Source organism: Rossellomorea marisflavi, assembly GCF_009806575.1.
In the GTDB taxonomy this organism is placed as follows: domain Bacteria; phylum Bacillota; class Bacilli; order Bacillales; family Bacillaceae_B; genus Rossellomorea; species Rossellomorea marisflavi_A.
Map to the genome: position 1 here is coordinate 3,666,536 of NZ_CP047095.1, position 21,737 is coordinate 3,688,272.

19 protein-coding genes, 2 pseudogenes and 2 riboswitches are annotated in these 21,737 nt (G+C 49.4%); all 21 genes and pseudogenes read right to left on the reverse strand.

Annotation, left to right across the window (positions count from 1 at the left end):
• Window positions 1-111: 111 nt before the first annotated feature.
• Window positions 112-1,320 (reverse strand): PDZ domain-containing protein, encoded by a 1,209-nt coding sequence (locus tag D5E69_RS19055; RefSeq protein WP_249931519.1) that lies wholly within the window; start codon window positions 1,318-1,320, stop codon window positions 112-114.
• Between the two features lie 2,021 nt (window positions 1,321-3,341).
• Window positions 3,342-4,358, reverse strand: a complete 1,017-nt coding sequence (locus D5E69_RS19060; RefSeq protein WP_063190638.1) for an alpha/beta fold hydrolase — start codon at window positions 4,356-4,358, stop codon at window positions 3,342-3,344.
• Window positions 4,358-4,564 (reverse strand): hypothetical protein, encoded by a 207-nt coding sequence (locus D5E69_RS19065; RefSeq protein ID WP_048016177.1) that lies wholly within the window; start codon window positions 4,562-4,564, stop codon window positions 4,358-4,360. Before D5E69_RS19065 ends, D5E69_RS19060 begins: the two co-directional genes overlap by 1 nt.
• A 13-nt stretch (window positions 4,565-4,577) precedes the next feature.
• Window positions 4,578-5,341, reverse strand: a pseudogene (locus D5E69_RS19070) (glucose 1-dehydrogenase).
• Window positions 5,342-5,514: 173 nt separating this feature from the next.
• Window positions 5,515-6,945 (reverse strand): S41 family peptidase, encoded by a 1,431-nt coding sequence (locus D5E69_RS19075; RefSeq protein ID WP_048006657.1) that lies wholly within the window; start codon window positions 6,943-6,945, stop codon window positions 5,515-5,517.
• Window positions 6,946-7,054: 109 nt separating this feature from the next.
• The gene (gene metX / locus D5E69_RS19080; protein ID WP_159130050.1) at window positions 7,055-8,122 is read right to left on the reverse strand and encodes a homoserine O-acetyltransferase MetX; all 1,068 of its coding nucleotides are present in this window, start codon (window positions 8,120-8,122) and stop codon (window positions 7,055-7,057) included.
• Window positions 8,123-8,135: 13 nt separating this feature from the next.
• On the reverse strand, window positions 8,136-9,431 hold the full coding sequence (locus D5E69_RS19085) for an O-acetylhomoserine aminocarboxypropyltransferase/cysteine synthase family protein (RefSeq protein WP_048016175.1): 1,296 nt from the start codon (window positions 9,429-9,431) through the stop codon (window positions 8,136-8,138).
• 128 nt (window positions 9,432-9,559) lie between these two features.
• A riboswitch (SAM riboswitch) is annotated at window positions 9,560-9,673 on the reverse strand.
• Window positions 9,674-9,804: 131 nt separating this feature from the next.
• Window positions 9,805-10,943: pseudogene (locus tag D5E69_RS19090) on the reverse strand (trans-sulfuration enzyme family protein).
• Window positions 10,944-11,023: 80 nt separating this feature from the next.
• Window positions 11,024-11,596 (reverse strand): peroxiredoxin family protein, encoded by a 573-nt coding sequence (locus D5E69_RS19095; RefSeq protein ID WP_048016173.1) that lies wholly within the window; start codon window positions 11,594-11,596, stop codon window positions 11,024-11,026.
• A 13-nt stretch (window positions 11,597-11,609) separates the two neighbouring features.
• Complete coding sequence (locus tag D5E69_RS19100; RefSeq protein ID WP_148796312.1) at window positions 11,610-12,134, reverse strand: class I SAM-dependent methyltransferase; 525 nt, start codon at window positions 12,132-12,134, stop codon at window positions 11,610-11,612.
• A gap of 200 nt (window positions 12,135-12,334) precedes the next feature.
• Window positions 12,335-12,688, reverse strand: coding sequence for a hypothetical protein (locus D5E69_RS19105; RefSeq protein WP_159130051.1), 354 nt, complete (start codon window positions 12,686-12,688; stop codon window positions 12,335-12,337).
• A 20-nt stretch (window positions 12,689-12,708) separates the two neighbouring features.
• Window positions 12,709-12,954 (reverse strand): type B 50S ribosomal protein L31, encoded by a 246-nt coding sequence (locus D5E69_RS19110; protein ID WP_048016172.1) that lies wholly within the window; start codon window positions 12,952-12,954, stop codon window positions 12,709-12,711.
• A 12-nt stretch (window positions 12,955-12,966) separates the two neighbouring features.
• Entirely contained in the window at window positions 12,967-13,236 is a 270-nt protein-coding gene (gene rpsN, locus D5E69_RS19115; RefSeq protein WP_048006649.1) for a 30S ribosomal protein S14, read from the reverse strand.
• Window positions 13,237-13,410: 174 nt separating this feature from the next.
• Complete coding sequence (locus D5E69_RS19120) at window positions 13,411-13,683, reverse strand: hypothetical protein (RefSeq protein ID WP_048006648.1); 273 nt, start codon at window positions 13,681-13,683, stop codon at window positions 13,411-13,413.
• A gap of 97 nt (window positions 13,684-13,780) precedes the next feature.
• Window positions 13,781-13,867, reverse strand: a riboswitch (cyclic di-GMP riboswitch).
• Window positions 13,868-14,018: 151 nt separating this feature from the next.
• Entirely contained in the window at window positions 14,019-15,344 is a 1,326-nt protein-coding gene (locus tag D5E69_RS19125; RefSeq protein WP_048006647.1) for a peptide MFS transporter, read from the reverse strand.
• Window positions 15,345-15,751: 407 nt separating this feature from the next.
• Window positions 15,752-17,116: a murein hydrolase activator EnvC family protein gene (locus D5E69_RS19130; RefSeq protein WP_159130052.1), complete on the reverse strand. Its 1,365-nt coding sequence runs from the start codon at window positions 17,114-17,116 to the stop codon at window positions 15,752-15,754.
• A 39-nt stretch (window positions 17,117-17,155) separates the two neighbouring features.
• Window positions 17,156-18,040: a permease-like cell division protein FtsX gene (ftsX, locus tag D5E69_RS19135; protein WP_048006645.1), complete on the reverse strand. Its 885-nt coding sequence runs from the start codon at window positions 18,038-18,040 to the stop codon at window positions 17,156-17,158.
• Window positions 18,030-18,716: a cell division ATP-binding protein FtsE gene (gene ftsE / locus D5E69_RS19140; RefSeq protein ID WP_048006644.1), complete on the reverse strand. Its 687-nt coding sequence runs from the start codon at window positions 18,714-18,716 to the stop codon at window positions 18,030-18,032. Before ftsE ends, ftsX begins: the two co-directional genes overlap by 11 nt.
• Window positions 18,717-19,187: 471 nt before the next feature.
• On the reverse strand, window positions 19,188-19,496 hold the full coding sequence (gene cccB, locus D5E69_RS19145; RefSeq protein WP_048006643.1) for a cytochrome c551: 309 nt from the start codon (window positions 19,494-19,496) through the stop codon (window positions 19,188-19,190).
• Between the two features lie 65 nt (window positions 19,497-19,561).
• Complete coding sequence (locus D5E69_RS19150; RefSeq protein WP_048006642.1) at window positions 19,562-20,428, reverse strand: YitT family protein; 867 nt, start codon at window positions 20,426-20,428, stop codon at window positions 19,562-19,564.
• A 200-nt stretch (window positions 20,429-20,628) separates the two neighbouring features.
• Window positions 20,629-21,730, reverse strand: a protein-coding gene (gene prfB / locus D5E69_RS19155) for a peptide chain release factor 2 (RefSeq protein WP_148796310.1) whose coding sequence is annotated in 2 segments (ribosomal slippage) — window positions 20,629-21,657 and window positions 21,659-21,730 — 1,101 coding nt in all. Because the reading frame shifts where the segments join, the coding sequence is not laid out codon by codon here.
• Window positions 21,731-21,737: the final 7 nt, after the last annotated feature.

Here is a 21,737-nt window from a genome sequence, read left to right on the forward strand (position 1 = left end):
GAAATTGTAATGGCCATGAAACAAATTAAAAACCCGAATTCATTTGCCTGATCGGCAAATGAATTCGGGTTTTACTATGACTGAAACACGTTTGTCCCAGCCTCTTTCCCTTTAGGACACCTGGTCGGTTTCCCACCGTTCATCCTGATACGTAAATAACAGACCGAGTTCATGATGGTCCCCTTCATAAAGGGCACCCTGGGTGAAACGATTCTCTCCATTCGTCCCGACGACTTCGAGTTTGCAGTATGCACCGTTCTTCTGCAGGGCCTCATAAAACTCCCTCTCATTGGAAATCTCATTCCCATTCACCTTCAGGATGACCTCACCCACTCTAAGGGATAGGGTTTCAGCAGGTGAACCTGGGATAATCCCAAGGATCATCAGTCCGGCAGGCTGACGTTTGAAGTAATACGGTTTCTCTGCTTCTTTTCTTGAAATGCTGACGGCCATCCAGATGCGGCCGAGCACCGCCAGTGCTCCGGCAGCGATGGATGCCTCTGTCACCCAGTAGCCCGCAGCGGCCACCGTGGTGATGAAAGCACCGAACCAGAATACATTTCCTCCGACCGGTCTTACCACGATCGCCGGCAGCGCGCTTCGAACGAGAAGGCTGAAACCAAGCAGGAATGGTACGCATACAAGAGCCAGATCCGTCGTCCCGAGTGAGACGACAGGCCACCAGTCAAAGATCGGAGGCAGGCTCCCCTCCGGCACGAACAGGATCATCGGCACCAACCAGAGCTTCTTGCTCTGAAGCGCCCCGACCTTCATTCCCCGCGGACTTTTTATCCATCTAGGCGAGGTGTTCTTCCAACCCGAAAGCCTGATAAGGGACCCCTCAATCATAAGGAGCAGCCCTGCCAATAGTGGAAGGAACCCTAACAGATTCCCATTTTCGAGTTCAGATATGTACGGGATGTCAAAGCCAGAAAATTCCCATGCCCACAGGAGCAGATAAGAGACACCGACCGTGATGCCGGCCGAGAGCAATTGAAAACGGCCTGTAAGGGCAAACAGGATCGTGACGGCTCCGATAACGACGAGTGAGATGACCGGTACGGTTAATCCGATGGCCAGGGTCACAATGGAAAAGGCAAGGCCCAGTACAAGCCCATATGACAGCAGGACCCTCAAATCATTGTAGCCGTCTAGCAGCCTTGTATGAAAATCGCTTCTTTCCCGCTTCACCCGGAAGTATCCTACCAGGATGGCGAATAGGAGCGAGAGGGGAAATAATGGGTTCAAGACAAATTTCCCGAGGCTTTTTGCGATTTCAAGCAACCATGTTTCCAGCAACGAAACGTCACCACCTTTCATGTGTGTATCTATGTTTCATTCTATCAAATTCCCCTACTAAAGCCTATTGCAACTTTGTGGGATTGTGCCTTTGTTTTCGACACCATTCCCCGGGAAATGATGGGGAGGTATGTAGAAAGAACGGGGTTGCCGTTCTTTTGTAGGGGGTTCTACATCCCATTTATGACTGGTGGCGAGTCCTTCATTAAGCATTATTTCCTATGCAAAGCGTTCCGTTTCGCTGCGGCAGCCCGATTTCCACGGGGCTCGCGGTGAGCCTCCTCATTCTTGCGGGGTCTCACCCTGCTCGCTATTCCCGTTGGAGTCGGACTCCCTCCGCTGCACTTCACTCTGTGATATTGGAAGGGGCTAGGAAATGTATGTGGCACTGGTTGTTTGATTCACGTCATCCTGTCCTATGGGAATGTTGAGGTTTAATTGCTGGTTCATAGCAAGTTTAATATTGTTTTGAGAAACAACATTTTTCAGGAAGCATTTACATCACATTTATAATTGGCGACGAGTCCTCATTAATCATTATTTCCTATGCAGAGCGTTCCGTTTCGCTGCGGCAGCCCGCTTTCCACGGGGCTCGCGGTGAGCCTCCTCATTCTTGCGGGGTCTCACCCTGCTCGCTATTCCCGTTGGAGTCGGACTCCCTCCGATTCACTTCACTCTTTGATATTGGAGGGGCTAGGAAATGTATGTGGCACTGGTTGTTTGACTCATTCTGTCCTATGGAAATGTTGAGGTTTAATGGCTTGCTGGTTCATAGCAAGTTTAATTTTGTTTTGAGAAACAACATTTTTCAGGAAGCATTTACATCACATTTATAATTGGCGATGAGTCCTCATTAATCATTATTTCCTATGCAGAGCGTTCCGTTTCGCTGCGGCAGCCCGCTTTCCACGGGGCTCGCGGTGAGCCTCCTCATTCTTGCGGGGTCTCACCCTGCTCGCTATTCCCGTTGGAGTCGGGCTCCCTCCGCTGCTCTTCACTCTGTGAAATGGCAGGTGGCTATAAGAACAGGTCGAGTATTCCTTGTTTAATTTATTTCCTTCTCTTCTGTGAGGTAGCGATGTGCAACGACTGGCTGATCCACGGTGGGTCCAATATAGTTCTGAAAAACTCCAATCGTTATGGAACCCATCTACTTTATCCTTCTATTGGTAGCTTATTTCATCTTGAGGTGACTCACATTAACTAGTATAGGAACTATCCTGCACCCATATATAAATCACTGAGTGGATTGAAGCGGAAGGCGCTTGACTCCTGTGGAATAGGAGGGTGGCGAGACCCCGCAGGCACGAGGAGGCTCGACACCCTCCCCACTGGAAAGCAAGCGCCTGCAGCGAAAAGAAACGGTCTCTCTTTTCCAACTCTGACTAACTACTATAAATAAGTATCCATTACGATTACGGAGGGCTAAAAACCTCCGCTTCCCCTTTTAAAACCCAAGAGTGCAGTGAAGTGAAAAGGAACGGTCTATTTTCCGACTTTCACTAATATAGATACGGATCTACCATTCACCCTGAAAGATAATAGCCCTGCTAGCCTTTTTCCAAAAAGTTCATGCCACTCTCATTATAATGTTGTCGTTCCTGTTGTCCCCATTAATAACCACAGAGTGGATTGAAGCGGAAGGCGCTTGACTCCTGTGGAATCGGAGGGTGACGAGACCCCGCAGGCACGAGGAGGCTCGACACCCTCCCCACTGGAAAGCAAGCGCCTGCAGTGAAAAAGGAACGGTCTCTTTTCAACCTCTCACTACTATACATAAGGACCCATCACTCAGACTGCGTTATAAACCTTTTCTTCCATATATATATCACAAAGTGCATTGAAAAAAGACGCTTGATTCCAGCTGAGAATATCGATCTCCTCCCCGCAGAAAGCAAGCGCCCGTAGCGGAAAGGAACGGTCCCTTTCCACTCTTTCATTCATATAAAATCACCATCAATACCAAATACTCTTCACAGTCTCCCTAAACACAAAATAACCAAACCCTAAATACTCATACGGATACATAATGCACCTCCTTTCTACGAATGCTCTTTCAGCCAGTCCATAAGACGGGAAGACACCCCATCCTTGATAAGGCTCGCGTGCCCCCCTGGAACCTCGATGAACTGTTTCTCCTCACTTGAAGCAAGCTCCATCAGTGGATAACTGATCGCAGCCGGTACCATCTGATCAAACTTTGAACAAACCATATAAAGATTCGATTGAATCGTTGCGGGATTGATTTCCCTCCCCCTGAGTGTCATGCCTCCGTTCATCATGGCATTTTGCTTAATGAAGTAATGAAGCAGATCACGGAGGAACGCCCCCGTCATCGGGATGTGGTCATTAGTCCACTGATTGAATCGGTACCAGTGCTCCGTGTAGGCAGGGTCGTATCCGCGATTGAGGAGGGACAGATACGGGGAATAGTAGACGGGTGCCGTGATGAGGCGCATTCCGTAGCGGATCTGTTCGGCAGGGATGATGCCTGTGACCGGTGCAAGGACAGCCGGATCGATGTCCCCAGATTGGATGGCTTTGATCCACTCCCGGAAGTCCGGCAGCTGGTTGAAGTCGATGGGGGTCACAAATAAGAGAAGGTTATGGATGCGGTCCGGGTAGAGGGCTGCATAAAGAGCTGCAAGGGTTCCGCCGAGGCAGAAGCCCGCAAGCGTCAGCCGGCCGGTTTGTTGATGCTGTAATACCGTCTTCACGGCTCCATCAATATAATCGAAGAGATAGGATTCAAGACCTGTATCCTTGTCCCGCTCATCCGGTATCCCGAAGTCGAGGAGGAATACGTCATAGCCATTTCTCAGGAACTCTCCGATCATGCTATGCTGTTCCGTAAGGTCAAGTATGCTTGGCTTATTGATATGGGAGTAGACCATCAAGATCGGGAGTGCCCCGTTCCTATCTACCGACGGATAATGCCATAGGGTGGCCCTGCCGATTTCCTGGATGGCATTCCGCGGGTGATGAGGTTTCCATTCTTCTTTTCTTGTCAGGGTTTCGAAAAAACCCATCCATCTGTCTTTCTCGGTTTTCCTTTCCATTACAGTTCCCCCTCTGACCGGACGAACTGCGGGAAGAGCCAGTCGATGATCTTGCGGATGAAGGTGATGATCAAGTCGGCCAGGACCATCCAGTTCTTTGCCATTTCCACTACCTCAGGCTGATCGAGTTCTGATTTGATCAGCTGATTTGCGGCATATTCCCACTCCCTCCCCGTCAGTTTCAGTTGCTCATAAAGTGCTTCCATTTTCCTTTCCTCCTTATGCCATGGCCTGGATGCCGCCGTCGACGACGAGGATATGGCCGTTCATGTAGTTTGATGCCCTTGATGAAAGAAACACGGCTGCGCCTCTCAGGTCATCGCCTTCACCGAATCGTCTTGCCGGGATGAACTTCCGGATTTGATCGCCTTGCTTAGCGAAGAGCTCTTTCGTGATCTTGGTCGGGAAGAATCCCGGTGCGATGGCGTTCACTTGGATATTGTGATACGCCAGCTTCACGGCGAGATCTTTTGTGAGGGTCATGACGGCACCTTTGCTCGTGTTGTAAGGAAGGGTGTCCATCACAAGAGGGCTCGTCCCCCGAATCCCGAGACGGAAGCGATATTGATGATTTTCCCTGCCTTGCGGGCCATCATGGACGGTGCCACTGCCTGGGAAAATAAAAAAGCCCCTTTCACATTCACTTCCATGACTTTGTCCCACTTATCCTCTGGAATATCCACCATCGGACCGGCCCACGATGTGCCGCTGTTGTTGATGAGGATATCGATCTTCCCGAAGACCTCCAATGTCTTTTCGACCACGGATGTGACCGATGCTTTATCGGTGACATCGCATGCCATGGCGAGGGACCGTACCCCCAGCGCTTCGATTTCCTTCGCTGTGGCATCGCAAGCAGGCAGATTCCTTGAACATACCACTACATGTGCACCTGCCTCTGCTAGAGCGAGTGCCATCTCGCGCCCGAGACCCCTGCCTCCTCCAGTGACGATCGCCACTTGATCTGTCAATGTAAACATCATCTTGCTCCTTTCTAGTAATCGAGGCTGCACTCATGCAGACCATGATTGTCTTCTAGTAAACTAGTTCTCTTTCTATAATAGTGAGGATTGATAGAATCGGTTCCTCTTTTGCGAAAGAAAAGGCGCTCATCACCAAAAAAGGACTGCAGGCCATGGCCCGCAGTCCTTCCTCCCTATCGATTCGAACGCTGGATGTATTCAAGTGCCGCCTGCAGCTGGGTATCGTTCTCTTCATCTTTAACAGCTTCATAGATATCCGACTGAAGTTTTTCAGCTGTATCAGGCGTGATGGTCCCGGTTGCTTTCATCTCATTTTTCTTCTGGAATTGCTTTACGGCCGCTTCGGTCTTCTTGCTGTAGTACCCGTCGGTCCGGTCGATCTCATATCCGAGGCCCTGGAGCATTTCCTGGGCGTTCTTCACCTGTTCATTATTCATCTCGGCCTTCAGCGGTTCTTCCACTTGAAGCGGATGGGCGTAAAAATAGGCAGGCTGCCTGACCGGGATATCCGGTTTGATCCCTTTCTTATGGATCCAGTTGCCGTCCGGCGTCAGCCACTTGAACATGGTCAGCTTGATGTTGCTTCCATCCCCCATCGGCACGGCCTGCTGGACGGTTCCCTTCCCGAAGCTCTTCGTACCGATCAATGGATAGCCTTCCGTTTCCTTCAGGGCACCGGCTAGGATCTCGGAAGCGGACGCACTTCCTTCATCGATGAGGACCACCACCGGGTAGGTTTTTTTCTTCTCTTTATCGGAGAAGCTCTTCATCACTTCACCGCTCCGCTCTTGGATCTGGACGAACGGCTTATCTTTCGTCACGAACTCCTTGAGGATTTCATTGACGGATGACAACAGGCCGCCGGGATTTCCACGGACGTCGATGACCAGACCCCCGAGATCCTTCCCTTCAAGCTCTTTGAGCTGTTTCTTGAAGTCCTTCGCCGTATTCTCGGAGAACGTCGTGATCTGGATGTAGCCCATCTCCTTTCCGTCCACTTTCTTTACGTCGGAGTGGACGGTTTCAACCGGGATGTCGTCCCGTTTGACCCCGATGGTGAGAGGTTCAGACAAGCCTTCCCTCTTGATGCCGAGCTTGACTTCGGTCCCTTTTTTGCCTCGGATCTTCAAAGTGGACTCAAACAAATTGAGTCCCTTGATGCTCTCCCCGTTCACGGAGATGATTTCATCATTCGGCTTGAGTCCCGCTTTTTCTGCCGGTGAATTTTTAAATGGCGCGACGATTACGAGCTTCCCGTCAAGAATCGTGATTTCAGCTCCGATCCCTTCGAAGGAAGAATCCAATGCGTCATTGAACTGCGCTGCGGTTGCCGCGTTCATATAGACCGAATACGGATCATCGAGCGTTTCGAGCATGCCCTGGATGGCTCCTTCCACCAGCTCCGATTTATCGACGTCCTGGAAGAATTTATCGCTGATGAGGTCATAGGCGACCTCCACCTTATGGAGCTTATCATTCGCGCTCTGATCCAGTTCCGCACTTTCATCGGGACTGCCCGTCCATTCCAGTCCCCCATACATGGCTCCCGCCCCCACAAGCATGCTGAGTGTGATGGTCATGAGCTTCTGGCCCTTCCTGTTCATACGTCTCCCCCCGCCTCTTCATAGAAAAAGACACCGCACAAGAACGCGCTGGTCAGCGGTGCGATGTCTTTGCTTATTCCACTATATGATGACGGGGGACAAGTTATGATCATTTCACCCTTGAAACAAGGGGCTTGTTTTCTTCAAGATGGGAAGACAGGAGACCTCCCCATTTCTCGAACTCAACCAAGAATCCATCATGGCCGAACTTCGTCGGGATGAAATAATGCCTTCCCTTCGGCACGGAGCGAGCGAATGCTTCCAGGGAGGCAGATGGATACACGAGATCTCCTTCGTAGCTGATGGCAATCAGTTCCGGATAAAAGGAGTCAGCGGGATCGTGATCGCGCCCCCTCTGGAGGTCATGTGAGTTCATCGCCTTCAAGAGGGTCAGATAGCTGTTGGGGTCAAATCGCCTTCCGAGCTTCACACCCTGATAGTCCAGGTAGCTCTCCACGTTATAGACGCCTTCCTTCTCCTGCCGCTGAAAGCGGTCATCGAATAATTCCGATGTGCGGTAGGTGACCATCCCCACCATGCGCGCCACTTCGAGCCCCTTCAGCCTGGTGCCGGGAGGATAGTCTCCTCCGTTGAAATCAGGATCCTGCTCGATGGCCGTGATGCCGATATGATTGAAGGCGAGGCCATAATCGTTCAGTGCAGGCGTGACGGCGAGGGCGAAGATCTTTTTCATGAAGCGGGGATGCAGGATGCCCCATTCCAGGGCCTGCATTCCCCCGAGTGATCCTCCAACAACGGCTTCCACGTTGGTGATAGCAAGCTCCCGGAGGGCCAGGTACTGGGCATTCACCATATCCCGGATCGTGATGGTGGGGAAACGGGAGCCGTACCGCCTGCCGGTGCCTGGATTTTCGGATGCGGGACCCGTGGCCCCCTCGCAGCCCCCGAGGACGTTGAAAGCGATGACGTTGTAGCGGTTGGTATCGATGTAGGAGCCGGCACCGATCAAGCCGTCCCACCATCCCCTGTCTTCACTCGTCCCTTTCACGATATGGGTGCCGGTGAGGGCATGGCAGACAAGGATGACGGGACCTGATTGATTTCCCGTGCGTTCGTAGGGCAACTTTACATGCCGGAGGGTTTCTCCATTTTCAAGAACAAGGGACGGGAGGGTGACGATGTTCAATTCGTATGGTGTCGTATCGCTATGGCTCATTCCTCCGCCTCCTTCACACGTTTGACGTTTCGCGCGCCTTCTCGATGGCTTCATCCAGGGAAGAAATCAGATCCTTCGCCGATTCCAGGCCGACAGACAGCCTCACAAGGTCTTCCGTCACGCCCGTGGCCCTGATCTCCTCATCGTTCAGCTGCTGATGGGTCGTGGAGGCCGGGTGGATGATCAGGGACTTCGCATCCCCTACGTTGGCCACATGGGACCATAATGAAATATTGTCCACCACCTTGCGTCCCGAATCGCGGCCGCCTTTGATGCCGAAGACGACGATGGAGCCCGCACCGTTCTCCAAGTATTTCTTGGCAAGGCTGTGGGACGGGTGTGAAGGGAGGCCAGGATAGGAAACCCACGCAACCCCTTCATGGGATTCAAGATGCTCGGCGATTTTCCGTGCATTCTCTGTATGACGTTCGATGCGGAGGTGTAGCGTCTCCAGTCCCTGCAGGAGGAGGAAGGCATTCTGCGGGCTCAGGCAGGCGCCAAGGTCACGCAGCAGCTGGACCCTGAGCTTAGTGATGAACGCGGCTGCCCCCACATCCTGCGCATAGCGGAGGCCATTGTAGCTGCGGTCCTCTTCGATGAATCCAGGGAACTTCTTATTGTTCCAATCGAACTTCCCTCCGTCGATGACGACGCCTCCGATCGCGGTCCCGTGACCGCCGATCCACTTGGTGGCCGAATGGATGACGATGTCTGCCCCCCATTCAATGGGCCTCGTCACATATGGTGTGGCGAAGGTGTTATCGATGATAAGCGGGATTTCATGTTCGTGAGCGACTTTGGCGACCGCTTCGATATCAAGGACATGAAGGCTAGGGTTGCCGATCGTTTCGGCGAATACGGCCTTCGTCTTCTCGTTGATGGCACTCCGGAAGTTTTCCGGATCCGTCGGGTCGACGAAGCGCACGGTGATGCCGTATTTCGGCAGGGTGGTGGAGAAGAGATTATAGGTGCCTCCGTACAGATTCGTCGCAGCTACGATCTCGTCCCCGGCTCCTGCGATATTCAAGATCGAGAGGGAGATGGCCGCCATGCCCGAAGATACCCCTAGGGCTCCGATGCCGCCTTCAAGAAGGGCCAGGCGTTTCTCAAGAACGTCCACCGTCGGATTCATGATCCGCGTATAAATGTTCCCCGGCTCTTCCAGTCCGAAAAGCTTAGCTGCGTGCTCGCTGCTGTCAAACACATACGACGTAGTCTGATAGATCGGCACCGCGCGCGATCCCGTCGCAGGATCCGCTTCCTGTCCTCCGTGAAGCAAAAGTGTGTCAAAATCGAATGAATTCGTCATGGTACATTCCTCCTGAGTGTTTGTTTTAATGGTCGGGTTTGATCTGTGATGGATGATGGTCGGGGCTGAAAAGGGGCAAAAATAAAAACCCCCTTCCTAAGAAGAGGGTCTAATTGAATAGGGTCCTCCTCTTATCTTTCAGGCAATGCGCCTGCAGGAATTAGCACCTTTTCATGGCAAGTATGCACATGAAGGTTGCCGGGTTTCATCGGGCCTAGTCCCTCCACCTCTCTGGATAAGAGCATTAAGTTGTAAGTGTTCGTTAGCATGAATTATAAAGGGTTGCCATGCCGGGAGTCAAGGGTATTTTTAGAATTTTTCGTCTTATTATCCATTGACGCCTGTCACGGCTGGTTTCATTACTTGTTCTTTTTTAGATTTCATGGCATTTGCTGATGGCTGAAAGCATTTGGGATTTGATGTCTTCGGGGTCTTCGATCCCAAGTGAGATGCGGACCACATGCGGATTGATCCCGAGCTTCTTCTGTGCTTCCTCCGGCAGGGACCTGTGAGATGTACCCAACGGATAAGAAACAGTCGTTTCAACCCCGGCAAGGGACGGAATGATCTTGATCCAGCCAAGGGACTTAAAGAAGATACTCATATCGGCAGATGGTTCAAGCTCGATGGTGACGATGGCTCCGTGACCTTTTTCAGATAGATCATTAGGGTAGTAGACGTGTTTGACCCATTCGTGCCTCCTGAGTTCGACGGCAAGGAGCTCCGCATTCAGGGCCTGCCTTTCCATACGGAGGGCAAGGGTCTTCGCCCCCGGCATGTGAGCCATGCTTCAAACGGGCTGAGGTTGGCACCAAGGTTGACGATCTTTGCCCTCGCCTTATCCACCAGATCCTGCCTTCCGGTCACAACACCTGCTGTGACGTCGCTATGTCCGCCTATGTACTTCGTTGCGCTGTGGGCAACGATATCAATGCCCTCAGTAAACGGCTTCCGGAGGAACGGCGTCGCAAATGTGTTATCGATCATCGTCGTGAGCCCGTATTCTTTGGCCATTGCCACCATGGCCGGGATATCCTCGACCCGCATGAACGGATTCGTGACCGTTTCACTGTAGAGCAGCTTTGTCGAGTCCGTAATCGCCGACTTAACCGCATCGCGATCGGTGAAGTCCACGAATGAAGTGGAGATGCCGAAGCCCGCAAGCTCTTCCTTCAGCATATGGAAGGTACCGCCGTATAGATCTTCAGCGGCGATGATATGGTCCCCCGCCTGGACGACAGACAGGATCCCTACGAGGATCGCAGATAACCCGGATGAAGCAGCGACTCCCGCCGGTGCCCCTTCAAGGGCTGCTACGAGACCACCCAATTCATCAGGATTGGGATTCCCCGTCCTTGTATATAGATAAGGTGATTTCCCTTCATAGAACCCTTCCAGTTCCTCCAGTGAGGAAAAGGAAAAGGCGGATGTTTGATAGATCGGTGTTGTTTTACTTTTGATTTCTTCTGTTCCTTTTAGCTGGCTATGTACGACCTTGGTGGTGAAATTCATCTTGTGGCCATCCTCTCTCTACGAAAATAGGTATGTAGAAAAGTGTACCATATTCAGAAGATTCCGAGAAGAAAAGAGGTTCAATTCATGCCTTCTACCATCTCTTTCATCATTTCCTGATTCATCGGGCCAAGGATTTTGTGCTGGATGATCCCCTTCGAGTCGATCATGAACGTGGTCGGAATCGTAATGATGCTGTAGGCATCCCCGACGGCTCCGTCTTCATCAAGAAGCACCGGGAAGGTGATCTTGTATCCGTCCACGAACTTTTGCGCCGCACCATCCACATGCTCCTGAGACGTGAGATTCACGGCCAGGATCTCTGCGTCGGGTTCTTCCTGATAATAATCCTCCATATGGGGCATCTCAGCTTTGCAGGGAGGACACCACGTCGCCCAGAAGTTCAAGATGACCTTCTGTCCCTTGTAATCCGAGAGGCGCACTTCTTTTCCCTCCAGTGTGGTCAAGGTGAAATCCGGGGGCTGATCGCCCTTTGAAAGCCCCTTCTCCACATCGGACAAATCCATGGATTCACTCGCAAGCTGGGCTGCTGCTTCCTTTTCCTTCTGATCCTGCTGATGCCGGACAAAATTCACCAGGAAGATGGCGATCAGGACACCGATGAGTGCCAATGATAGTATTCGTTTGTTCATATGATCCCTTCCTTTATACGCCGGGCCTCCGCACAGCCTTTCTGGCAATCAAATAGTAAATGGTCTCTCTCAAATAGCCTTTTTCCACTTCATATCCCGCCGACTGAAGCTTCCTCATCAGATCATCGGAAGGAAGGCGGTCCTCCTGTGGGAGCGCTTCCGTTTCAATGATCAGCCACAGACCGTCATCCCTGAGCATATCCCTCAGATCCTGGATCACTTTGACGAGGTTCGGCAGCTCATGCAGCACGAATCTCGTAATGACCTTATGAAGCGTGTTCTGTGAAAAATGGATGTATTCAAGTGACATATGTTCATATAAGATGTTTTCTACCCGCATTTCATCTGCGCGCCTCTTCAGTTCTTCAAGGGCTCCCCGATCGAGGTCGACGGCATGCACATCTGTATTCACGATGCGCGCAATCGGAATCGTCAGAAAGCCTGTGCCACAGCCAAGGTCGGCTACATGATCCCTTTCATTCAACTTCAGTAGGTCCAGCAGCTCTTCTGGCGTAATCGGTTTTGTTTCGGCAGCCATGGGGACTCCTCCTTTAGCATGAAGATATCCCTAGCTTGCCCCTCATATGAATTATTACAGATGGAGGCGAAAAATCAACCCGGATCAACACAAAAAGATCCCATGAATGGGATCTTTTTGTGAAAGTACGTTGGGTTGTGGCGGGATGAAATAATACTTAAAACAAAATCATTCCGATTTAAACCATATAGAAAGGGATTTTACTTTTCCTCAGGTTCCATGGAGAAATAAAAGTATTGGGTATCCCCCTTGTTGAATCGGTCTGTGCAATCGATCCAGGTCATGCGGCTGAGCCGAAGATCCATTTCATGATTGATTGTCTCTTCAATCCTTCTCATCGTCTGGATGAATTCACCGAATGACAGGCTGAAATGGGCTGCTGCCTGCCTGTGAGGGGCATGTTTGACCAGGAGCTGCATGAACTCCTCTGATGTGGCAGACATGCTCGCATATTCATCCTCCAGGGCCGTGACGAACTCATACATGCTTCTCTCCGGTGCCGGCAGTGCCGCCACGATTTCCCTTCCGATGATTTCCATTAAATGCTCATTCATCCCAACCACTCCGATCGTCCTTACTTCATATTGTATTTTTTCATGAATCGTTCTGCGCGTCCATCCCTGTCGGTGAATTTTTCCCTGCCGGTATAGAATGGGTGACTGTCAGAGCTGATTTCTACCTTCAAGAGTGGATAGGTTTTCCCGTCTTCCCACTCCATGGTTTCATTCGACTGTTTTGTTGAGCCTGTCAGGAAGGTGAATCCGCTGTTTGTATCCATGAACAGGACCTCTCGATACTCTGGATGTATGTTCGTTTTCATGTTTCTTCCTCCTTACCAGCTTGATTTTTTGACGCCAGGGATCTGACCCTTATGTGCATATTCCCGGAAGGCAATCCGTGACATGTTGAATTTCCTCATATACGCCCGCGGTCTGCCGGTCACTTCACAGCGGCTTTTGAGCCTGGTGGGGGATGAATCCCTCGGCAGCTTGGCAAGGGCCGCAAAATCTCCCTTTTCTTTCAATTCCCTGCGGAGTTCCGCGTATCTTTCCACCATTTCACGGCGTTTCTTTTCTTTGACCACTTTTGACTTCTTGGCCATGTCTTCACCTCTATTTCTTATATTCGTCGAATCAACAAATCGTAATCATTACGCTTTATAACGTATGACTATATTAAACCACATCATTTTATGAAATGCAACCACCCTGCTTCGCACATGAAAAAGACCCCTTCCACTAAGAGAACGGGTCCATCTGCACAGGTCCATCAGTCATCAATGAACCAGCGAATCTTCATTTTCCAAGTATTCCTTCAGGGCATCCAGAATCAGGATCAAGTAAGAGGTCGAGTTTCCTCCCCGCTGGTCGATGAGGCGGATATCTTGTACAATCCGTTTGACTTCTTTCAATTCGAGCGTTTGGACAAGGATGTCGCTGACCTGTTCTGCTGAGTAGTTACCAAGATAGGTTTGCTTGAGGGTGGTGCGGCTTCTTCTGCAGAAGCTCTTCAGTAGCCTTCTAGCTTCATGTGCCTTGAGCGTTTCCATGTTTTCACCTCGCAAATGAAAATCGTATGTACCATAAAAAAAGCCTGCCAAAAAAGAATGGCAGGATTAAATGCTTGGCATTTAATGGTCATTCCTTTTCGGTAACCCGGCGATCGTAGTTTTTCCAAACCTTAGACCCGTGGCTTTGCGTCCCGGCCTTTCAACCGGTTTGCCTTTATCGAAGAAATTCGCTGGCTGGCTTTCCTATTACTAGGTATTAAAACAATTATACTAGAAAACGTAATGCTTGAAAACAGAGAGTTCATATATGTTCTAAAATAGACATTTTTTCACTCTGTGACCACTCTTTAGCAGGTACAAGCAACTACTTGAGGCTACTCCATCAACTTCGCAATCGGTTTTGATACGAAAAGGACGATGACCCCAAGGACAATCGTGACGATCCCGATCAAACCGAAGATATCGAAATATCCAAGAGACTGGGTATAAGTGGCGAGTACACTTGCCAGCTTATTGGCTACGGCAGAACTTGCAAGCCAAACGCCCATGAGTACCGACGTCAATTTGAGCGGAGACAGTCTGCTGACCATGGATAGGCCGACAGGTGAAATCATCAGTTCCGCCAATGTATGAAGGAAGTAGGTGAAAACCATGAACAGCATGTTCACCCTCACCTGTGAATCATCGCCGACCATCACAACAGCCGGGATCAGGACAAGGAATCCAAGTCCAACGGTGATGAGACCCATTCCCATTTTAGTCGGCGTCTTGAAATCACCGTTTTTCGTCTGGGAAAGCTTGAACCACAGCATGGACATGACAGGTGCCAGGAGCATGATGAACAGTGAGTTCAGTGACTGGAACCATTCTGTCGGAATAATGAAATCTCCGAGATGGCGGTCGATGTTTTCTTCTGTGAACAAGGTAAGTGAGCTTCCTGCCTGCTCAAATGCCGTCCAGAACGCGATGGTGATCACGGCCAGGATGACGATAGCAATCGTACGGCGCACTTCCTGCTTCGTCAGGGGTGCCTTGCTGACGGCCTGTGTGTGCTGCTGCACTTTCTTGGCAGACTCTTTGCCGATATCACCAAGGTATCTGTTCCCCAGCGCATTGAATAGCACCTGACCGACGACCATACCGATCGCGGCTGTCAGGAAGCCGTATCTGTAGTCCATGAGACCGACTACAAGTGGAGCGACGAACGCACCCAGGTTTACACCCATATAGAAGATGGTGAACGCGCCATCCCGTTTCGGGTCATTGATATGATAAAGCTCGCCGACAATGGTCGAGATATTCGGCTTGAAGAATCCGTTCCCGATGATCAAAAGGGCAAGACCCAAGTAAAGGGCTCCCATGCTTTGATGAAGGAAGATCGAGAAGTTCCCGAGTGCCATGAGGACTCCACCGATGGTGATGGCCGTCCGCCTCGGCAGGAACCGGTCCGTTAGATAACCCCCGATGATCGGGGTGAGATATACCGCAGAGGTGAACGTACCGTACAAACTGATGGCGGTCGTCTTATCGGTGCCCAATCCTCCGTTGACGGCTGTAGCAGTAAGATAAAGAACAAGGATGGCCCTCATCCCATAATAACTGAATCGTTCCCACGCTTCTGTTGCAAATAGAAGATAAAGTCCAGGAGGATGCTTCTTTCTGAACTCCGTTGACTGCTCTTGATGAATGTTTGCTTCCACGATGATGAATCCTCCTTTGAAACTGTAAAACACGAACTCTGCACATATAGCAGAAAACGCAGACCGGCGCCCTGAGGCAGCCAGTGAGACTTTTTGAAATTGAAAGAAAATAACCTAGCTGCGAGGGGGTATTTATTCATTTTAATGAATGTTTATAATAATTGTCAAACATATATTATGAATTCATAATATTAAATTAATAATAGTTAGGTTAGTTATCTATTATTTAACACATATTCCGGTATTATCCTTACGTAATGATGAAATGATTGAGGAATTCTTTTTAAAAGAGTGAAACTTTCAGTGGGTTTTTGCGTACGTATTAGTAGGGAAGCCTGGAAGATACCCGAAAAAACAGCATAAAAAAAACACCCCCTCCGATTGGAAGGGATGCTTGGGAATTAAAATTAGAAGTTGATGTATTGACGCGGGTTGACAGCATTGGATTTCGCTGCGTTCCAAGGTCCTGCGTGAAGCTCGAAGTGCAGATGCTGACCGAATGAGTAACCTGTGTCACCCATGTATCCGATCTGCTGTCCTTTTTTGACCGATTGACCATTACCCACAAGTGCAGAAGACATATGAGCATATACAGTGGTGAAGGTTTTACCGTTGATGGAGTGAGTCATGTACACAACGTTACCGTAGCTTGAGCTGTACTCACTGCGGATGACGATTCCATCAGCTGCTGCAACGATCGGAACACTTCCGCGGGCGGCAACATCGATACCCCAGTGCATACGTGGCTTGCCGTTCAGGATATCTGTACCAAAGTTTGTTGTGATGGCTCCAGATGCCGGACGAGTCCATGCACCTGAGCTAACTGTTGGTGCTGGTGCGGCTGCAGCCGATTTAGCTGGTGCTGAAGAGGCTGATGCAGATGATGAGCTGCTGCTTGCACTTGACTGAGCTGCTGCCTGCTCTGCTGCACGTTTCTTGGCTGCTTCAGCTTCCTGACGCTTACGCTCTTCTTCTTGCTTACGAGCAAGTTCTGCAAGACGCTCTTGTTCAGCCTGGATTTCACCTTCGATGCTCTTTTCACGCTTGGAAAGCTCATCTGATTCTTGTTGAAGGTCAGCTTTTTCAACTTCCAATGATTTCTGTTGTTTTTCAAGCTGCTTGAACAATGAAGCTTTTTCAGCTTTTTGGCTGTCCAGTTCTTTTTTCAAGGTTTGAAGGCTCGCTTTATCCTTTTCAAGAGATGCAAGCTTCTCTTCTACCTGTTTTTGTTTCTTTTCAAGTTCTGCTTGATCACGTTTTTGCTCGTCCATGATCTTTTTGTCCGCACTTACAATTGTGTTGACTGCTGTTACACGGTTGACGAAGTCTCCGAAGCTATCAGCTCCAAGAAGGACGTCTACATAGTTGGCTGAGCCGCCTTTTTCCTGGATGGCACGCGCACGCTCTTTCAGAAGTTCATTACGCTCTTCGATCTTCTGTTTCAATACCTCAATCTCTTCTTTTAGCTTATTGATTTTGGCGGTCGTATCATCGATTTCTTTCTCTTTGTCTTTGATCTTTGATTCTGTATCATTCAGCTGTTTACCAAGGACATCGATCTGTTCTTGGATATCTTTCTGTTTGCTGATGTTATCATTGATCTCAGACTTCTTTGAATCGATTTTACCGTTGACTTCCTCTTTCTTTGAAGAAACGTCATCCTGTTGCTTCTTCAGATCGTCCACTGAAGAGTGGGCGCTTGCAGAGGTGCCAAGACCTCCGATTGTCAATACTGCTGCGATGGATAATGAGACGAAATACTTCCTGTTCAAGCGGCATGCTCCTTTCAGCTTCTATCAACCTATCAAATTTTACACTCTCAAGAATTTACGTACGGACATGAAGCTTCCCCATGCCCCGATGAGACAACCCATCAATAGGATCAATCCGTTTACCTGGTAGATGAACGGGGTAAAATCTAATACCTGAATAAAGTGACCTTGTAGTTTTGGTTTAATAAACTCATATGCGTAGTAATAGCCTGTTGTAACAAGAGCAATCGGGATAATAGAACCGAGGATTCCGAGCCAAAGCCCTTCCAGTATGAATGGCCAGCGTACGAACCAGTTGGTTGCACCGACCAGTTTCATTATCTCGATTTCTCTTCTTCTGGCAACAATCGTAATCTTGATGGTATTCGAGATGAGGAACATCGCCGTGAATAGTAGTCCGATGATGAGGACGAGCCCCACGTTCCTGCTCATTTCCAATACATTGAATAACTTCTCTACTTTCGCTTCCCCGTACAAGGCTTCATCGACGTGATCATACGTGCTGATCTCTTTTGCGATTTTACCGGTTTCGACTGGGTTGGTCGCTTTTACTACATATACATCGGATAGTGGATTATCCTGTTCAAAGAGTCGGAAGTCATCTCCCATATCCTTGACAAGGTTCTTGAGTTCATCTTCTTTGGAAGAATACTCGATCGATTCCACTCCGTTGAGTTTTTCAATCTTATCATTGATTTCCTGTGACTGTTCTTTTGTCGTCCCGATATCAAGGAGTACCCGTACTTCTACGTCTTTCTCGATATCTGTCGCGACTTTGTTCATATTGAGCATCAGTACGACGAATACTCCTACCAACAGGAGCGTCACCGTCACTGCACTGACCGATGCAAAGGTCATCCAGCCGTTACGTCCGATACTCTTGAAACTTTCCCTGAAATGCCGGCCATACGTTCTAGCTTTCATAACCGTAGTCACCTCGCTGTTCGTCTCGCACGATCCTGCCGTTTTCGATGGCAATGACACGGTGCTTGATTGTATTTACGATTTCCCGGTTATGAGTAGCCATGATGACCGTAGTCCCACGGTTGCTGATTTCTTCAAATATATTCATGATGTCCCAAGAAGTCTCTGGATCGAGGTTCCCGGTCGGCTCATCGGCAATGACCAGCTGCGGGGTGTTGACGATGGATCGTGCAATCGATACCCTTTGCTGTTCCCCTCCGGACAATTCATCCGGCAGCATCCTTGCCTTGTGTTTGAGTCCCACGAGATCCAACACTTCCATCACACGCTTCTTGATGTTCTTAGGGTGCTCTTCGATTACTTCTAATGCGAAGGCTACATTCTCGTATACGTTCATCTTTGGAAGCAGTTTGAAGTCCTGGAAGACCACTCCGACATTCCTTCTGAGGAATGGAACCCTACCATTTTTCAGCTTCGCCAGATTAATACCGTTTACGACGATATCGCCCTTGGTCGGTTTCTCTTCGCGGTACATCATCTTAATGAAGGTCGACTTACCGGCCCCACTTGGTCCGACGACATAAACAAACTCTCCTTGTTTGATGTTGACGTTGAACCCGTTCGCAGCCATGACCCCATTGGAGTACTGCTTATATACGTCTTTCATTTCGATCATTCAATCACCTAATTTTTTATGTAGTTCCCCTCTTGGCTGTCGGTCATATGTACACGCAGGGATGATTCTGTTCTGTTCTCCCATTTTGGTGAAAAAACTCGAATCGTGCTCCCGAAAATTATTATAACATCACTTCTTTCGATGTTAAGGAAAAAAATTATTACAGTTTCGTTTCAAGAAAAGGGTAAATGTGTAATATATCCCTTTTTTCACGTGGTTTTTGAAGGGTTTTCATGAGTTTGATAGGAGGAATTGACTAGTACCTGGTAATAATGACTGATCATGATACCTGAAGGGGTTAAGGGGATAAACGTTGATAGATAAGAGGTTTACTATAGTAGAGTTGGTTATAAAAAAGGGAATATTCTGACGAATAATAGGGGAGGTCAAGTTGTTTCGAGGTTTGTAATCTAATCTTAAAGAAAGGATTGGGGTAAGAAGAATCCACTGGGGATCCTTCTTGATGTTGCGTTATTTTTTGTTGGAAAGCCACTCGGCAACGGCATCCGCCTCTTCACCTTTTATCAGGTTCTTCGGCATTTGGCCTTTTCCATTTTCAATGACGTGAAGGATTTCATCCTTACTGAGCCTTTCGCCTACGTTATTGAGGGCCGGACCCATGCCGCCTTCAAGGTTGCCGCCATGACAGCTTGTACACTTGTTGTTTACGATCTTCTCGGGATCTACCTGACCGGTACTTGTTTCCGTACTTTCGTCATTGCCACAAGCAGCGAGGACAAGTGAAGCGCCAAGGAGGGCACCAATGAGTTTCTTCTTCATCCATTCTCCCCCTAGGAATAATTTAGTGAGGTTCACTTCCCCATTATACGATCATTATACCAGCGTTAGACCCGTTTGAAACCTTCCCCGAGGACCTCTGAAGCATCCATGGTGACGACAAATGCTGATGGATCAATGGTTTTAACCAGTTGTTTCAGTTTTGTGAATTCCGTTTGATCGACGACGACCATAAGGATCGGGCGTTCATCATCGGTATAACCACCGTATGCTGATAGTTTTGTCACACCGCGATCAATCTTATGCAGGATCCCTTCACGGATCTCTTCCTGTTTGTTCGTAATGACCAGCGCCATCTTCGACCGGCTGATGCCGACTTGGACGAGGTCGATGGTCTTGCTTGTCACGTATAGTCCGATGAGGGCGTAGAGACCACGCTCGATATCGAAGACGATGGCCGCCGAAAGGACGATCATCCCGTCGATGAGGGCTACACATGTACCAAGGGAAAGACCGGTAAACTTATTGACGATCTGAGCTGCCAGATCGGTCCCTCCAGTAGATGCTTTCCCCCTGAAGACGATTCCTAAACCTAACCCGACTCCGATTCCACCAAAAAGTGCACCCAGGAGCGGATCCGTGGTCCACGGTTCCCAGTCCTCCGTTAAGAAGACAACTAATGGAAGAAAAATGGTTCCAATCGCTGTTTTAACACCGAACTGAAGTCCAAGGAAAATCAAGCCGGCAATGAATAAGGGAATATTGAACGCCCATTGCACGTAGGCAGGCTTCCAGTCGAGGACCCCTTTCAGGATCGTGGAAATTCCGCTTACTCCTCCGGAAGCGACTTCATTCGGCAATAGGAACACATTGAAGGCAATGGCCACGATGGCCGAGCCGATGATCACAAATACATATTCAAGCCATTTCTCACGGACGGGATCCAAATCCCGCCTTCTCCCCTTCAGTACCATGTATCTCCGACTCCTTTTTATCCGTTACGTTAGTATGAGTACTCTGAACGCTTTACATGCAGGGGATGGATCCCCTCCATATCAACCTTTGAGAGTATAGCATGGGGTCGGGGCGGTGTAAATGACAGTCCAATGCCGTATTAAAGTGGTAGTGCAGCAGGATGAAAAAAGCCGATCCCTCTTTGGGACCGGCCTCTGTCTTATTGGATTTTCGAACGCAGGTACGCGTTGATGAACGGATCAAGATCTCCGTCCATGACCCCTTGAACATTTCCTGATTCCGTATTCGTACGGTGATCTTTCACCATGGAGTACGGATGGAATACGTACGAACGGATCTGGCTTCCCCATCCGATCTCTTTCTGCTCTCCGCGGATCTCGGCAAGCTCTTGCTCCTGCTCTTCGATCCTGCGCTGATAAAGCTTCGCTTTCAGCATCTTCATGGCTGATTCACGGTTCTTGATCTGTGAACGCTCGGACTGGCAGGTCACGACGACGTTCGTCGGAAGATGCGTGATCCGCACAGCGGAGTCGGTCGTATTGATATGCTGACCACCGGCACCACTTGCACGGTACGTATCGATCTTCAGATCCTCGGTACGGATTTCAATGTTGATTTCTTCATTGAACTCCGGCATGACCTCACATGACACAAAGGACGTGTGACGGCGGCCTGACGAATCGAACGGCGAGATACGGACCAGACGGTGAACGCCTTTTTCCGCTTTCAGATAGCCGTAGGCGTTATGCCCCTTGATGCTGAGCGTGACGCTCTTGATTCCGGCTTCATCGCCTGGAAGATAATCCAGGGTTTCCACTTTGAATCCGCGTTTCTCTGCCCAGCGCGTGTACATACGGAGAAGCATGGAGCCCCAGTCCTGTGACTCGGTACCACCAGCACCCGGATGAAGCTCGAGGATGGCATTGTTCTTATCATGTTCTTCACTCAATAGAAGCTGAAGTTCGTAGTCGTTCAAACGGGTGATGAGCTCTTCAAGCTCGCCTTCAAGCTCCTGTTGAAGCTCTGCATCCGGCTCTTCCTTCAATAGTTCGAGGGTCAGCTCGAGATTCTCATGAGATTCAAGGAGTGCCTTGTATTCATTCACGAGATCTTTCAGGCCGTTCCCTTCATTGATCAAGCCTTGTGCTTTCTGCTGGTCATCCCAAAAATCGGGTTGGACCATGATTTCATCGAGCTCCTGGATTCGTGCCTCTTTGTTTTCTAAGTCAAAGAGACCCCCTGAAGTCCGCTAATGTCTTAGCTGATTTTTCTAACTCTGATCGAATTTCTGCATGTTCCATTTTATTC